Raw genomic sequence first — 14,314 nt, forward strand, 5'->3', positions numbered from 1 at the left:
CGGGTCGGGCGCCTGCGAAGATCCCGCACCATGCGACTAGTAGTACAAAATGACAAAAGTAGCTCCAATGGGGCATCCGCAGGGCGGTGTGGCCGGGCGGCGGCAGGTTCACGGGCCCGCGGAGCCGTCGCCGTGCTCGCCGTCGCCGCCATCGCCGCGGGCTGCGCGCCGGCGGGCACAGGCGCATCCGGGCCCGCACACCCCACCCCGAGCCGGCAGCCCCTCAAGGCGCCGCCCCCGGCCACCAGCCCGGGCCCGCACGCCGTGAACACCCCCGGCGCGCACTCGAAGAAGTTCAACTCGGCGCAGTCCGTCGCCGCCCGGGCCGCCGCCGCGAAACGCTGGGGCCTGTCGAGAATCCCGCTCACGCCCCCGCCCCCACCCGCCACCAAGCCGAAGATCACCACCCGCGAGGGCTTCGAGGTCGACGGGCACGAGGAGCTCGGTCTCCCGCCGGTCTTCACGACCATCCCCACCAAGCAGCGGGTCGTCTTCCTCACCATCGACGACGGCGCCGAGAAGGATCCTGTCTTCCTGCGGATGATGGACGACCTGAAGGTGCCGTACACCGCCTTCCTCAGCGACTACGTGATCAAGGACGACTACGGCTACTTCAAGCGGATGCAGCGCAGCGGCGTGGCCCTGAACAACCACACCCTCCACCACCCCTACCTCCCCGCCCTCTCCTACCGCCGTCAGCAGTACGAGATCTGCGGCATGCAGGAGGTCATCGAGGAGCGCTACGGCAAGGCGCCGCTGCTCTTCCGCCCGCCCTTCGGGAACTACGACAAGGACAGCCTGCGCGCCGCGAAGTCCTGCGGCATCGAGTACGTCCCGCTGTGGAACGAGGAGGTCTTCGTCGACCACTGGGAGTACCGCGAGTGGGACCGGAAGATCCGATCGGGTGACATCGTCCTCACTCACTTCCGGGGCCGGGAGGACTGGAAGGGCACAATGCCCGACATGATCCGCCGGTTCCTGAACAAGGTGACGGCCGAGGGGTACGCGGTGGCCCGGCTCGAGGACTACCTGTGAGGCGAACGCCCGGCCTGTGGGCCGTGGCGCTCGTGGTGCTGGGTTCACTGCTGCTCGCCGGGTGCGCGCAGCCGGCCGGTCCGATCGCCCCCGGCGGTGCGAAGCCGGGCGACAGGGCGGCCCACAGCACACGGCCGGCGGACAGCCCGACGCACACGACACAGCCGTACCGCCGCTGGGGCCTGGCCGCCCCACTCGCCGCGCCACCGCCCCCGCCCGGCCGCCGGCTGCGGCTCGGGCCGCCCGGCGGCCACCCCCTGCCCGTCGTGCACCGCGCGCCCACCCGCGACAAGGTCGTCTTCCTCACCTACGACGACGGCGCCGAGAAGGACCCCCGCTTCGTCGACATGGTCCGTGAACTACGGCTGCCCGTCAGCATGTTCCTCACGGACAGCGTGGTGGGCCCGGGCTACGGCCACTTCGCGCGCCTGCGCTCGGTGGGCGCGTCGATCCAGAACCACACCCTCGACCACGCCGCCCTGCGCGGCCTGCCGTACGCCGGCCAGCGCGCCGAGATCTGCGGCCAGCAGAACAAGCTCCGCGCCCGCTTCGGCATCCGCCCCCGCCTCTTCCGCCCGCCCTACGGCACGTACGACACGACCACGCTCCGTGCCGCGGCCCACTGCGGGGTGACGGCGGTCGTGCTGTGGCGGGCGGCGATGGAGGGCGACGGCGAACTGACGTACGCGCACGGCCCCCGCCGCCTGCGCGCCGGGGACATCGTGTCCGTCCCCTCGGGCGAGCCGGCCGGGCTCACGCTGAGAGAGCGGACGACGAGGCTGCTCCGGGAGATCCAGGGGCGGGGGCTGACGGTGGGCCGGTTGGAGGACTACATCTGAGGGCCAGGCGTCTGAGGGATCCTTTTCGGCGCCGGTCCAGGCAAATTCAGCCCGTCCGGCTTTGAGGACGAGGCCGTTCAGGCCGATGGCGGGGTCTGGGGGCGGCAGCCCCCAGGCGCCACGGCAACACCGGTCACCGGCAGCGCCGCTCACCGCCGGCGCCAGTCACCCGAACGCGGCTCGGCCAGCGCAGCGAATTAGCAGTCCGCTTGACCGAGTGCTAATCGCGGTCATAGTCTCGGGTCTGGCACTCCCCACTGGAGAGTGCCAACTACGCGACGGGCAGGTCCGGCACCCGCGACGACGGATCCACCTGGTCGCCACCTCAGACAGTTAACCCCGTGAGATCTCCGAAGGGGGAGGTCGGATCGTGACGACCACCAGCTCCAAGGTTGCCATCAAGCCGCTCGAGGACCGCATTGTGGTCCAGCCGCTCGACGCCGAGCAGACCACCGCCTCTGGCCTGGTCATCCCGGACACCGCCAAGGAGAAGCCCCAGGAGGGCGTCGTCCTGGCCGTGGGCCCGGGCCGCTTCGAGAACGGCGAGCGCCTGCCGCTCGACGTCAAGACCGGCGACATCGTGCTGTACAGCAAGTACGGCGGCACCGAGGTGAAGTACAACGGCGAGGAGTACCTCGTCCTCTCGGCTCGCGACGTGCTCGCGATCATCGAGAAGTAATTCACTTCAAGCACTTTTGCTTGTGAGCTGCGCCCCGGGCCCCCGCGACCTTATGAAGCCGGGCGTCCGGGGCGCAGTTCGTTTCACCCACGTTTTCCGAGAGGGCTGAACCGCTCCCATGGCGAAGATCCTGAAGTTCGACGAGGACGCCCGTCGCGCCCTTGAGCGCGGCGTCAACAAGCTGGCCGACACGGTCAAGGTGACGATCGGCCCCAAGGGCCGCAACGTCGTCATCGACAAGAAGTTCGGCGCGCCCACCATCACCAACGACGGCGTCACCATCGCCCGTGAGGTCGAGGTCGAGGACCCGTACGAGAACCTCGGCGCCCAGCTGGTGAAGGAGGTGGCGACCAAGACCAACGACATCGCGGGTGACGGTACGACCACCGCCACCGTGCTCGCCCAGGCGCTGGTGCGCGAGGGCCTGAAGAACGTCGCCGCGGGTGCTTCCCCGGCGCTGCTGAAGAAGGGCATCGACGCGGCCGTGGCCGCGGTCTCCGAGGAGCTCCTCGCGACCGCCCGCCCGATCGACGAGAAGTCCGACATCGCCGCCGTCGCCGGTCTGTCGGCCCAGGACACGCAGGTCGGCGAGCTCATCGCCGAGGCGATGGACAAGGTCGGCAAGGACGGTGTCATCACCGTCGAGGAGTCCAACACCTTCGGTCTGGAGCTGGACTTCACCGAGGGCATGGCCTTCGACAAGGGCTACCTGTCGCCGTACTTCGTGACGGACCAGGAGCGCATGGAGGCCGTCCTGGAGGACCCGTACGTCCTCATCAACCAGGGCAAGATCTCCTCCATCGCGGACCTGCTGCCGCTGCTGGAGAAGGTCATCCAGGCCGGTGCCTCGAAGCCGCTGCTGATCATCGCCGAGGACGTCGACGGCGAGGCTCTGTCGACCCTGGTCGTGAACAAGATCCGCGGCACCTTCAACGCGGTCGCGGTCAAGGCCCCCGGCTTCGGTGACCGCCGCAAGGCGATGCTGCAGGACATGGCGACCCTCACCGGCGCCACGGTCATCTCCGAGGAGGTCGGCCTCAAGCTCGACCAGGTCGGCCTGGAGGTGCTCGGTTCCGCTCGCCGGATCACCGTCACCAAGGACGACACCACGATCGTCGACGGCGCCGGCAAGTCCGAGGACGTGCAGGGCCGCGTCGCCCAGATCAAGGCCGAGATCGAGAACACCGACTCCGACTGGGACCGCGAGAAGCTCCAGGAGCGCCTCGCGAAGCTGGCCGGCGGCGTGTGCGTGATCAAGGTCGGCGCCGCCACCGAGGTGGAGCTGAAGGAGAAGAAGCACCGTCTGGAGGACGCCATCTCCGCGACCCGCGCCGCGGTCGAGGAGGGCATCGTCTCCGGTGGTGGCTCCGCTCTGGTCCACGCCGTGAAGGTCCTCGAGGGCAACCTCGACAAGACCGGCGACGAGGCCACCGGTGTCGCGGTCGTCCGCAAGGCCGCCGTCGAGCCGCTGCGCTGGATCGCCGAGAACGCCGGCCTGGAGGGCTACGTCATCACCTCCAAGGTCGCCGAGCTCGACAAGGGCCAGGGCTTCAACGCCGCGACCGGCGAGTACGGCGACCTGGTCAAGGCCGGCGTCATCGACCCGGTCAAGGTCACCCGCTCCGCCCTGGAGAACGCCGCCTCCATCGCCTCCCTCCTCCTGACGACCGAGACCCTGGTCGTCGAGAAGAAGGAAGAGGAGGAGCCGGCGGCCGGTGGCCACGGCCACGGGCACGCCCACTGAGCCCAGCAGCTCACGCGCGCTGAGCCCAGCAGCTCACGCGCGCTGAGCCCAGCAGCTCACGCGCGCTGAGCCCAGCGGCTCATCCGCACGCAGAAGGCCCCGGTCCCGCACTCTCGCGCGGGACCGGGGCCTTCCCCTTCGCGGGCTTCACTCGCCGAGTACCCCCAGTTGCTCCAGCAGACCCGCCCGGTCGTAGAGCCAGCGGCTCTCGCAGATCCTGCCGTCCCTGAACCGCTGCCAGGTCATGCCCTGCATGGCAACGTCCTGCCCGGTCGGCAGGATCCCCAGGAACTCGCCCTTGTGCCGCGCGACCCACATCCACCGCGTGCACACCTGGTCGTCCTGGGCCATCTGGTCGTCGATCCGGAAGGTGAAGTCGAAGGCGCCCCGCCACCCCGCATACACCTCGCGCATGCCGTCGACGCCCTGCACCGGCCGCGGATACGACGGATCGTGATCCACATAGTCGTCCGTGAGGTGCTCACCGATCCGCTCCGGCGCCATCCTGCCCATGGCCTCGAAGAAGGTCCGCGCGGCCAGGACGTTCAGCTGCTCGTCGCGCACCACGTCCAGATCGGTGAAGACGGGCGGCTCGTCGCAGAGCGCCACCATCTCCTGGAAGATCCTGTCGGTCTCGGGCAGCTCGGAGTTCCGCATGGCCTCGTCGTACGACGGAAACTCCACGATCTCGATGAAGTGCGACGCGTCGGACCGGTCCTTCCCGATGACGTCGTGCGTCGCCGTCCGCTTCCCCTTGGTCTGCTCGACCCACCTGTCCATCAGCCGGTTCATCTCGTCGAAACGGCTGGTCCTGCAGTCGATGAGCTGTACGAAGGTCATGGCGTCGTGGCCTCCCGGTCATGCTGGGTGCGGCTGGACACCACCATTTTCCCACCGCGACGGCCCGGGCGCCCAGCCCTCGCCAACGCGCCTACTGCGGCCCGTACTTCCGCCCCGTCCGCGAGCTGATCCCCCCGAGCACCCCTCGCGGCACCAGCTTCGCCGCGCCCAGCAGGACCTTGTAGCGGGGGTCGGGAATCGACACCGTCTTGCCCTTCGCCAGATCGTGGAGCGCAGCCGCCACCAGCTTGTCGGCGTCCAGCCACATCCACCCCGGGATGTTGTCCGTGCCCATCCCGGCCCGCTCATGGAACTCGGTCCGCACGAACCCGGGGCACAGCGCCATCAGCCGCACCCCGCTCCCGGCCAGATCCCGCGCCGCGCCCTGCGTGAACTGCACGACCCACGCCTTGGACGCGCCGTAGGTGCCGCGCGGTACGAAGGCCGCCACGGAGGCGACGTTCACGACACCCCCCCGCCCCCGCTCCCGCATCGCCTCCGACGCCGCCGACGTCAGGCGCAGTACCGCCTCGCAGTGCACCTTGAGCATCTTCAGCTCGTCGGCCATGGAGACGTCGAGGTAGCGGCCCTTGTTGCCGAAGCCGGCGTTGTTGATCAGCAGGTCGACCGGGTTCCTGCGGTCGCCGAGGCGGGCGGCGACCGTCTCGATGCCGGTGTCCTCGGCGAGGTCGGCCGTCAGGACCTCCGCCTCGATGCCGTGCCGGTCGTGCAGTTCGGTCGCCTGCTCCCGCAGCCGCTTGGTGTCCCGGGCCACGAGCACCAGGTTGTGTCCGTCGGCGGCCAGCCGCCGTGCGAAGGCCGCGCCGATGCCCGCGGTCGATCCCGTGATGAGAGCCGTTGTCATGGCGCAAGGTTAATGACCCGGAGTCTGCGCGTCCGCTCTCTGCACAGGGCCTCCCAGTCGGTGAAGCCCTGGCGAATACCCGGCAGGTGAGCCGCGGTCAGACCCCGTGCTGGGACACATACTTCCGGGCCGCCGCCAACGACTCCGGATGCAGCGCCGCACCGGCCGCCAGCAGCCGCGGCAGCAGCTTCCGCTCCGTCGTGACCGCCCGGAACTGCAGGGCCACCGTCACGTCGTGATCCGGGCGGTGGATGATCTCCATCGCGTCGCCCGCCCGTATCTCACCCGGCTCGATCACCCGCAGGTAAGCGCCCGGCGCGGCCTTCGCCGTGAAACGCTTCACCCACTGCGTCTCACCCAGATGGCCCTGAAAGGTACGACAGGGAATCCGGCCGCACGTCACCTCCAGCACCACCTCGGGCCCGATCCGCCAGCGCTCTCCGATCAGGGCACCGGACACGTCCAGGCCGGACGTCGTGAGGTTCTCGCCGAACACGCCGTTCGCCAGCGACCGCCCGAGCTCGCGCTCCCAGTCGTCGAGGTCCTCGCGCGCGACCGCGTACACGGCCTGGTCGTCGCCGCCGTGGTGCCGCTTCTCGCACACCGTGTCCCCGGCCAGCCCGCTCCCCCCGACGCCCTTCGGCCCGGGGGCCGCCACCAGGACCGGCCCCGCCGCAGGCTGCTTGTCGATGCCGGTCACGCCGTCGGCGTGATCCGTGTACGGCACCGCCTTCGCGCGGCCCAGATTCACAGACAGAAGCTTCATGACGGCACGGTAGGCGACGTACGTCCAAAGTGTCGTCGCATTATTCGGCGCGTACCCCAAGGTTCGCTTATGCTCGATTCCGTGCTCGAAGCCCGTCACCTCCGCGTCCTGCGCGCCGTCGCCACCACCGGTTCCTTCTCCGCGGCGGGGCGCGAACTGGGCTGCACCCAGCCCGCCGTCAGCCAGCAGATGAAGGCCCTGGAGGCATCCGTCGGCACACCCCTGCTGATCCGCAGCGGACGCGAGATGCGGCTCACCCAGGCCGGCGAGGCGCTGGTGCGGCACGCCGCCGGGATCCTGGCGGGACTCACCGCCGCCGAGGAGGAGGTCGCCGCCATCGCCGGGCTGCGGGCCGGGCGCGTGCGGCTCGTCTCCTTCCCCAGCGGCAGCTCCACCCTCGTCCCGACCGCCCTCGCCGCCCTGCGCGCCGCACACCCCGGGACCCGGGTCTCCCTGGAGGAGGCCGAGCCGCCGAAGTCCGTCGAGCTGCTGCGCGAGGGCGACTGCGACGTGGCCCTCGCCTTCCGCTACGAGGGCGCGGCCCAGGAAGGGGAGTGGGACGACCTCGTCGTACGCCCGCTGCTGACGGACCGTCTCGTCGGCCTCGTACCCGAACGGCACCGGCTCGCGCGCACCGCGTCCTCCGGATCGGTCGCCATCGGGGAGCTCGCGTCCGAGCCCTGGATCGCCGGATGCCCGCGCTGCCGAGGGCAGTTGATCGAGGTGTGCGAGAGCGCCGGCTTCACTCCCCGTATCGACTTCGCCACCGACGACTATCCGGCAGTCGTCGGCCTGGTCGGCGCCGGCCTGGGCGTGGCCGTCCTGCCCCAGCTCGCCGTCGAGTCCGTACGGCCGCGGGGAGCGCGCATGGTGACGCTGGAACCGGCGGTCCGGCGGGAGATCGTCGCGCTCACCTTGCCCGACCTGGCGCAGGTGCCGGCCGTCGCGGCGACGCTGGAACAGCTGGCGCGGGCCGCCGCCCGCTAGGGCCGGAAAAAGGGCACGCCTGTGCGTGCCCTTAGATGCAGAAACGTTCCTTCAGGTGTGTGAGCCGGATTCGCTGCCGGCCGTCGAGGCCGACACCAGCCGGTTGCGTGCCCGCCCCATGAGTTCCTCGCGCTCGTCCTCGGTCAAGCCGCCCCAGACGCCATACGGTTCGCGCACCGCCAGCGCATGTGCCGCGCACTGCGCGCGCACGGGGCACCTCATGCAGACCTCCTTGGCCGAGTTCTCTCGAGCACTCCGAGCCGCACCGCGCTCGCCCTCCGGATGAAAGAAGAGCGAGCTGTCCACCCCGCGGCATGCAGCCAGCAGCTGCCAGTCCCACAGGTCCGCGTTCGGTCCGGGAAGGCGGGAGAAATCTGCCATTGCGTGACCCCTTGTAGCCGTTCTGGGCGGATACGGTGTCTACGACCGTACATCTACGATCTAAGAAGATGAAAATATGACTCATTGCGAATCTAGCCCCAAACGCCATGAAACGGGAAGAAAAAGGGCTGAATGGGGCATGGGTTGTGATGAAACATTGAGGGTCCGTCGTGCATGTCTGCCTCGTGTCCGCCCCCTCACGTAGAGTGCCGAAGACGGCACATGCCCCCGTAACTCTTTCGAGTGACCGTCGTTGAGAGGGCGGAGGCGGTTGAAGGAACAAGCGCTCGGGCACGCGTCCGAGGCGGTCGACCGCACAGGTGACGATTTCGTACCAGCCTGGAGGCTCAAGGTGACGTGCATCAGCTGCGGAGGGCGGCCATGACATCCGTCCTCGTCTGCGACGACTCCCCGCTTGCCCGAGAGGCGCTCCGCCGCGCGGTCGCGACCGTGCCCGGTGTCGAGCGCGTGACGACGGCGGCCAACGGCGAGGAAGTCCTCCGCCGCTGGGGCGCCGACCGCTCGGACCTGATCCTGATGGACGTACGCATGCCCGGTCTGGGCGGCGTCGAGACGGTGCGGCGGCTGCTGTCCGCCGACCCCGGTGCGCGCATCATCATGCTCACCGTCGCCGAGGACCTGGACGGCGTGGCCCTCGCGGTCGCCGCCGGTGCCCGCGGCTATCTGCACAAGGACGCCTCGCGTGCGGAGTTGCGCGCCACGGTGACGCAGGCGCTGGCCGACCCCACGTGGCGGCTCGCCCCGCGGCGGCTGCGGTCCGCCGAGATGGGTGCGGCGCCGACGCTCACGGCGCGTGAGATCCAGGTGCTCGAGGGTATGAGCCATGGTCGTTCCAACGCGGAGATCGGTCGGGAGCTGTTCCTGTCCGAGGACACCGTGAAGACGCACGCCCGGCGGCTGTTCAAGAAGCTCGGCGCGTCGGACCGGGCGCACGCCGTGGCGCTCGGGTTCCGGTGGGGTCTGGTTCGCTGAGAGCTCGGTCCTGCGGACCGTTGCTGTGTGCGGGTCGTTTTGTGGCTGGCCGCGCAGTTTCCCCGCGCCCCTTTGGGGGCGCGGTTGCGAGGCCGGTCAAGGGGCCCTGTCGGCGCCCGGTGCTCGTTTCGCCGCGGATGCCGCATCCTTGAGAATGTGGAGTCTCTCGGGGACGAGTCGGTCGAGCGGAAGGGGAGGGCGCAGGGGATGAGTTCTGCCGCACCTGCTCATAACGCTTCGGTGCACAACGTCGGACACGATGCCACGGACCAAACGGCCGCAAGGCACCATGGACCGATGCGCGAGGACGAGGCGGCTCATGCCCACGGGGCGATCGGAGCGCTCGTCCATCGCGCCGTGGACGGGGACGAGCAGGCCACGCACGATCTGCTCGCGCACGTCCACCCCCTGGCCCTGCGCTACTGCCGCACCAGGCTGTCCCGTCTTCCGGGCGACGCCCGTCACTTCGTCGAGGACCTCGCCCAGGAGGTCTGCGTCGCCGTCCTCCTCGCGCTGCCGCGCTACAAGGACACCGGCCGTCCCTTCGAGGCGTTCGTCTTCGCCATCGCCGCGCACAAGGTCGCGGACCTGCAGCGGGCGGCGATGCGGCATCCGGGTTCCACCGCGGTCCCGTCCGACGAGATGCCGGAACGCCCGGACGACTCCCTCGGCCCCGAGGAGCGGGCGCTGCTCAGCAGCGACGCCGAGTGGGCCAAGAAACTGCTGGCCAACCTGCCCGAGAACCAGCGGGAGCTGTTGCTGCTGAGGATCGCGGTGGGGTTGACCGCGGAAGAGACGGGTCAGATGTTGGGAATGTCACCCGGCGCCGTCCGGGTCGCCCAGCACAGGGCGCTGAGCAGGCTGCGCGCGCTGGCCGAGCAGTAGCGCTCCGTCAGTGCTCCCTTGAGTGCGTCCCAAAATGAACAAGGCTCACTCCGGTTCCGTACGAACATACGAAGCCCAAGGTCGGCCGCAGCCGTGGAATTTGCGCCCCATGCTTCCCGTTAGCATGGACATCCGCACCGATCAAGGCCATTTGGGGAAGGTGTCATGACTGCCAACGTCGACGGAGTGCCCGGTAAATTCGCAACCCTCGGGCTGACCTACGACGACGTGCTGCTGCTGCCGGGCGCATCCGAGGTGCTCCCCAACGCGGTCGACACCTCGTCCCGCATCTCCCGCAACGTCCGTGTGAACATCCCGCTGCTCTCGGCGGCCATGGACAAGGTGACCGAGTCCCGCATGGCGATCGCCATGGCCCGCCTGGGCGGCGTCGGCGTGCTGCACCGCAACCTGTCCGTCGAGGACCAGGTCAACCAGGTCGACCTGGTGAAACGGTCCGAGTCCGGCATGGTCACCGACCCCATCACGGTGCACCCCGAGGCGACCCTCGCCGAGGCCGACGCCCTGTGCGCCAAGTTCCGCATCAGCGGTGTCCCGGTCACCGACCCGGCCGGCAAGCTGCTCGGCATCGTCACCAACCGCGACATGGCCTTCGAGACGGACCGCGACCGTCAGGTGCGCGAGGTCATGACGCCGATGCCGCTGGTCACGGGCCATGTCGGCATCTCCGGCAGCGAGGCGATGGAGCTGCTGCGCCGCCACAAGATCGAGAAGCTTCCCCTGATCGACGAGGCCGGCGTCCTCAAGGGCCTCATCACGGTCAAGGACTTCGTCAAGGCCGAGAAGTACCCCAATGCCGCCAAGGACGGCGAGGGCCGGCTCCTCGTCGGTGCCGCCGTCGGCGCCAGCCCCGAGGCCCTGGAGCGGGCCCAGGCACTCGCCGGGGCCGGTGTGGACTTCCTGGTCGTCGATACCTCGCACGGTCACAGCAGCAACGCCCTCAGCTGGATGTCGAAGATCAAGTCGAGCGTGGACGTCGACGTGATCGGCGGCAACGTCGCCACCCGCGACGGCGCCCAAGCGCTGATCGACGCCGGTGTCGACGGCATCAAGGTCGGTGTCGGACCGGGTTCCATCTGCACCACCCGCGTCGTCGCCGGCATCGGCGTCCCGCAGGTCACCGCCATCTACGAGGCCTCCCTGGCCGCGCGCGCCGCGGGTATCCCGCTGATCGGCGACGGCGGCCTGCAGTACTCCGGTGACATCGGCAAGGCGCTCGCCGCCGGCGCCGACACCGTGATGCTGGGCTCGCTGCTGGCGGGCTGCGAGGAGTCTCCGGGCGAGCTGCTGTTCATCAACGGCAAGCAGTTCAAGTCGTACCGCGGCATGGGCTCGCTCGGGGCCATGCAGTCCCGCGGCCAGGGCCGGTCGTACTCCAAGGACCGCTACTTCCAGGCCGAGGTGTCCTCCGACGACAAGCTCGTGCCCGAGGGCATCGAGGGCCAGGTGCCCTACCGCGGCCCGCTGGCCAACGTGCTGCACCAGCTCGTCGGCGGGCTGCGCCAGACCATGGGCTATGTGGGCGCCGCCACCATCGAGGAGATGGAGTCCAAGGGCCGCTTCGTGCGGATCACCTCCGCCGGCCTCAAGGAGAGCCACCCGCACGACATCCAGATGACGGTCGAGGCGCCGAACTACAGCCGTAAGTAGTCGGCAGCTTCCTTCGAGGGCGGTCCCGGGTGCACCGGGGCCGCCCTTGTCGTACCCGTCGGCGATACTGGAAGACGCTGAACGCATCAGGGAAAGGCCACAGACGTGACTGAGATCGAGATCGGGCGCGGCAAGCGCGGGCGCAGGGCGTACGCCTTCGACGACATCGCCGTCGTCCCCAGCCGCCGTACGCGGGACCCGAAGGAGGTCTCGATCGCCTGGCAGATCGACGCCTACCGCTTCGAGCTGCCCTTCCTGGCCGCCCCCATGGACTCGGTCGTCTCCCCGGCCACCGCGATCCGCATCGGCGAGCTCGGCGGCCTCGGCGTGCTGAACCTCGAGGGCCTGTGGACGCGGTACGAGGACCCGCAGCCGCTGCTCGACGAGATCGCCGAGCTGCCCACCGAGGCCGCCACGCGCCGGCTCCAGGAGGTCTACGCCGCTCCCATCAAGGAGGAGCTGATCGGGCAGCGCATCAAGGAGGTGCGCGACGCGGGCGTGGTCACGGCCGCGGCGCTCTCCCCGCAGCGCACGGCCCAGTTCTCCAAGGCGGTCGTCGACGCGGGCGTGGACATCTTCGTCATCCGCGGTACGACGGTCTCTGCGGAGCACGTCTCCGGTTCGCACGAGCCGCTGAACCTGAAGCAGTTCATCTACGAGCTCGACGTCCCGGTGATCGTCGGCGGCTGTGCCACGTACACCGCGGCCCTGCACCTGATGCGCACCGGCGCGGCGGGCGTCCTGGTCGGCTTCGGCGGCGGCGCCGCGCACACCACGCGCAACGTCCTGGGCATCCGGGTGCCGATGGCGACGGCGGTCGCGGACGTGGCGGCGGCCCGCCGTGACTACATGGACGAGTCCGGCGGCCGGTATGTGCACGTGATCGCCGACGGCGGCGTCGGCTGGTCCGGCGACCTGCCCAAGGCGGTCGCCTGCGGCGCGGACGCCGTGATGATGGGCTCCCCGCTCGCCCGCGCGACCGACGCGCCGGGCCGGGGCCACCACTGGGGCATGGAGGCGGTGAACGAGGAGCTGCCGCGCGGCAAGAAGGTCGACCTCGGCACGGTCGGCACGATCGAGGAGGTCCTGACGGGGCCGTCCCACACTCCGGACGGCTCGATGAACTTCTTCGGTGCGCTGCGGCGGGCGATGGCCACGACCGGGTACAGCGAGCTGAAGGAGTTCCAGCGGGTCGAGGTCACGGTCGCGGACTCGCAGCACCAGCGCTAGCCGCCACGCGGTTACGTCCACGTCAGGGAAGGGCCGATCACTCCGAGTGGGGTGACCGGCCCTTTTGCATGTCCCGTCACAGCCGATGCGCCGCCCCCGTGGGCGCCGCGCCCCGCGTGTCCAGCAGCAGCTGTGCCTTCACGGACAGGCCCTGCAGGTCGTACGTCCGATGCTGCTGGAGCAAGATCGTCAGGTCGGCGTCCGCGACAGCCTCGTACAGGGCGTCCGCGCGCGGGACCGGGCGGTCCAGGACGTTCCAGGACGGGATGTGCGGGTCGTGGTAGCTGACGCAGGCGCCCAGCTCCATCAGGCGGATCGCGACCTCCTGGGCGGGCGTGGACTGCTGGTCGGCCAGGTCGGGCTTGTAGGTGACGCCGAGCAGGAGGATGCGGGCGCCGCGCGCGGACTTGCCGTGCTCGTTGAGCAGGGTGGCGGCGCGCTGGACGACGTAGCGGGGCATCTGGCTGTTCACCTGCTGAGCCAGTTCGACCATGCGCAGGGTGCGGCCGGCGGGGCCGGTGAGGTCCTGGGGAACGGCGTGGCCGCCGACGCCCGGGCCGGGGCGGAAGGCATGGAAGCCGAACGGCTTGGTCTCCGCGCAACGGATGACGTCCCACAGGTCGACGCCCAAGTCGTGGCAGAGGACGGCCATTTCGTTGACCAGGGCGATGTTGACATGCCGGAAGTTGGTCTCCAGCACTTGCACCGTCTCCGCCTCGCGCAGTCCACGCGCGCGTACCACCTTGTCGGTGAGACGGCCGTAGAAGGCCGCGGCCGACTCGGTGCACGCGGGTGTGAGGCCGCCGATCACCTTGGGGGTGTTTGCGGGCGTGAAATCGCGGTTGCCGGGGTCGACGCGGCTGGGGGAGTAAGCCAGGTGGAAGTCGCGGCCGGCGCGCAGTCCGGAGACTTCTTCCAGCAGTGGGCGCAGGACGTTCTCGGTGGTGCCCGGGGGCACGGGCGACTCCAGGATGACGGTGGTGTGCGGGCGCAGCCGCGCGGCCAGGGTGCGGGCTGCCCCCTCCACCTGGCTCAGGTCCAGCCCGCCGTCCGCGCCGCGCGGGGTCTGCGCGCAGATGACGGCGGTGCGCACGCGGCCGAGCTCGGCGGGGCTGGTGGCGTGCCGGAAGCCCCCCGAGAGCATCCGGCGAAGTTCGGCGGGGCTGAGGGAGCCGGCCTCGGGCCCGGTCCGGTAACCGAGCGTGGGGATGCCGGCCGCGACGGCGGCCTTCGCCAGGGGCAGGCCGTGCAGGCCAAGTCCGATGACGGCGAGATCTGAGGGCATGGCGTGGGCCGTCCTTCCCAGTAACCGAAGCGGGGCAGGTGCGCAAGCCCTGTGGACAGATCGAGGGAGCGCAATGTCAGACTAGGAGTAAATATGACCGATTTGCGGCATTGAATG

General features: G+C 69.9%; 14 protein-coding genes. 9 read left to right on the forward strand and 5 right to left on the reverse strand.

Annotated features, from left to right (window positions below):
• Positions 1-132 precede the first annotated feature (132 nt).
• The 4 genes from AB5J55_RS25690 to groL all read left to right on the forward strand — a co-directional run bounded on the left by AB5J55_RS25690 (position 133) and on the right by groL (position 4,297).
• Positions 133-1,035: a polysaccharide deacetylase family protein gene (locus AB5J55_RS25690; protein ID WP_369272892.1), complete on the forward strand. Its 903-nt coding sequence runs from the start codon at positions 133-135 to the stop codon at positions 1,033-1,035.
• Positions 1,032-1,874 carry a polysaccharide deacetylase family protein gene (locus tag AB5J55_RS25695; RefSeq protein ID WP_369272893.1) on the forward strand — a complete coding sequence of 281 codons (843 nt, stop codon included), beginning with the start codon at positions 1,032-1,034 and terminating at the stop codon, positions 1,872-1,874. The genes AB5J55_RS25690 and AB5J55_RS25695 overlap by 4 nt, the downstream gene beginning before the upstream one ends.
• 370 nt (positions 1,875-2,244) lie before the next feature.
• The gene (gene groES / locus AB5J55_RS25700) at positions 2,245-2,553 is read left to right on the forward strand and encodes a co-chaperone GroES (RefSeq protein WP_003998759.1); all 309 of its coding nucleotides are present in this window, start codon (positions 2,245-2,247) and stop codon (positions 2,551-2,553) included.
• A gap of 118 nt (positions 2,554-2,671) precedes the next feature.
• Positions 2,672-4,297: a chaperonin GroEL gene (gene groL / locus AB5J55_RS25705; RefSeq protein ID WP_369272894.1), complete on the forward strand. Its 1,626-nt coding sequence runs from the start codon at positions 2,672-2,674 to the stop codon at positions 4,295-4,297.
• A 147-nt stretch (positions 4,298-4,444) separates the two neighbouring features.
• Here groL and AB5J55_RS25710 read toward each other — a convergent pair whose 3' ends face one another.
• The 3 genes from AB5J55_RS25710 to AB5J55_RS25720 all read right to left on the reverse strand — a co-directional run bounded on the left by AB5J55_RS25710 (position 4,445) and on the right by AB5J55_RS25720 (position 6,768).
• The gene (locus AB5J55_RS25710) at positions 4,445-5,137 is read right to left on the reverse strand and encodes an ester cyclase (protein WP_369272895.1); all 693 of its coding nucleotides are present in this window, start codon (positions 5,135-5,137) and stop codon (positions 4,445-4,447) included.
• A gap of 91 nt (positions 5,138-5,228) precedes the next feature.
• A complete protein-coding gene (locus AB5J55_RS25715) occupies positions 5,229-6,002 on the reverse strand; it encodes an SDR family NAD(P)-dependent oxidoreductase (RefSeq protein ID WP_369272896.1) in 774 nt (257 codons plus the stop codon).
• A 97-nt stretch (positions 6,003-6,099) separates the two neighbouring features.
• Positions 6,100-6,768: an MOSC domain-containing protein gene (locus tag AB5J55_RS25720; RefSeq protein WP_369272897.1), complete on the reverse strand. Its 669-nt coding sequence runs from the start codon at positions 6,766-6,768 to the stop codon at positions 6,100-6,102.
• Positions 6,769-6,849: 81 nt separating this feature from the next.
• Here AB5J55_RS25720 and AB5J55_RS25725 point away from each other — a divergent pair, with 81 nt between their 5' ends.
• Positions 6,850-7,755: a LysR family transcriptional regulator gene (locus AB5J55_RS25725; RefSeq protein WP_369272898.1), complete on the forward strand. Its 906-nt coding sequence runs from the start codon at positions 6,850-6,852 to the stop codon at positions 7,753-7,755.
• A gap of 51 nt (positions 7,756-7,806) precedes the next feature.
• On the opposite strand, the gene AB5J55_RS25730 is transcribed toward AB5J55_RS25725, so the two are convergent.
• Positions 7,807-8,136 (reverse strand): WhiB family transcriptional regulator, encoded by a 330-nt coding sequence (locus tag AB5J55_RS25730; RefSeq protein WP_369272899.1) that lies wholly within the window; start codon positions 8,134-8,136, stop codon positions 7,807-7,809.
• 381 nt (positions 8,137-8,517) lie between these two features.
• Between AB5J55_RS25730 and AB5J55_RS25735 the strand changes: the two genes are divergently transcribed.
• From AB5J55_RS25735 to AB5J55_RS25750, 4 genes are all read left to right on the forward strand, one after another.
• Complete coding sequence (locus tag AB5J55_RS25735) at positions 8,518-9,129, forward strand: response regulator transcription factor (protein ID WP_003948568.1); 612 nt, start codon at positions 8,518-8,520, stop codon at positions 9,127-9,129.
• Positions 9,130-9,426: 297 nt separating this feature from the next.
• The gene (locus tag AB5J55_RS25740; protein WP_328424507.1) at positions 9,427-10,014 is read left to right on the forward strand and encodes a sigma-70 family RNA polymerase sigma factor; all 588 of its coding nucleotides are present in this window, start codon (positions 9,427-9,429) and stop codon (positions 10,012-10,014) included.
• Between the two features lie 165 nt (positions 10,015-10,179).
• Entirely contained in the window at positions 10,180-11,682 is a 1,503-nt protein-coding gene (guaB, locus tag AB5J55_RS25745; protein WP_369272900.1) for an IMP dehydrogenase, read from the forward strand.
• Between the two features lie 105 nt (positions 11,683-11,787).
• Complete coding sequence (locus AB5J55_RS25750) at positions 11,788-12,912, forward strand: GuaB3 family IMP dehydrogenase-related protein (protein ID WP_369272901.1); 1,125 nt, start codon at positions 11,788-11,790, stop codon at positions 12,910-12,912.
• A 76-nt stretch (positions 12,913-12,988) separates the two neighbouring features.
• On the opposite strand, the gene AB5J55_RS25755 is transcribed toward AB5J55_RS25750, so the two are convergent.
• Positions 12,989-14,197 (reverse strand): nucleotide sugar dehydrogenase, encoded by a 1,209-nt coding sequence (locus AB5J55_RS25755; protein WP_369272902.1) that lies wholly within the window; start codon positions 14,195-14,197, stop codon positions 12,989-12,991.
• Between the last annotated feature and the right edge of the window lie 117 nt (positions 14,198-14,314).

Origin of the sequence: Streptomyces sp. R11 (assembly GCF_041051905.1) — a bacterium.
GTDB lineage: Bacteria > Actinomycetota > Actinomycetes > Streptomycetales > Streptomycetaceae > Streptomyces.

Excerpts from the sequence above, each read along its gene's own strand:
- groL (WP_369272894.1), top strand. The coding sequence starts at position 2,672 with ATGGCGAAGATCCTGAAGTTCGACGAGGACGCCCGTCGCGCCCTTGAG.
- AB5J55_RS25710 (WP_369272895.1), bottom strand. The coding sequence starts at position 5,137 with ATGACCTTCGTACAGCTCATCGACTGCAGGACCAGCCGTTTCGACGAG.
- AB5J55_RS25715 (WP_369272896.1), bottom strand. The coding sequence starts at position 6,002 with ATGACAACGGCTCTCATCACGGGATCGACCGCGGGCATCGGCGCGGCC.
- AB5J55_RS25720 (WP_369272897.1), bottom strand. The coding sequence starts at position 6,768 with ATGAAGCTTCTGTCTGTGAATCTGGGCCGCGCGAAGGCGGTGCCGTAC.
- AB5J55_RS25730 (WP_369272899.1), bottom strand. The coding sequence starts at position 8,136 with ATGGCAGATTTCTCCCGCCTTCCCGGACCGAACGCGGACCTGTGGGAC.
- AB5J55_RS25735 (WP_003948568.1), top strand. The coding sequence starts at position 8,518 with ATGACATCCGTCCTCGTCTGCGACGACTCCCCGCTTGCCCGAGAGGCG.
- AB5J55_RS25740 (WP_328424507.1), top strand. The coding sequence starts at position 9,427 with ATGCGCGAGGACGAGGCGGCTCATGCCCACGGGGCGATCGGAGCGCTC.
- guaB (WP_369272900.1), top strand. The coding sequence starts at position 10,180 with ATGACTGCCAACGTCGACGGAGTGCCCGGTAAATTCGCAACCCTCGGG.
- AB5J55_RS25755 (WP_369272902.1), bottom strand. The coding sequence starts at position 14,197 with ATGCCCTCAGATCTCGCCGTCATCGGACTTGGCCTGCACGGCCTGCCC.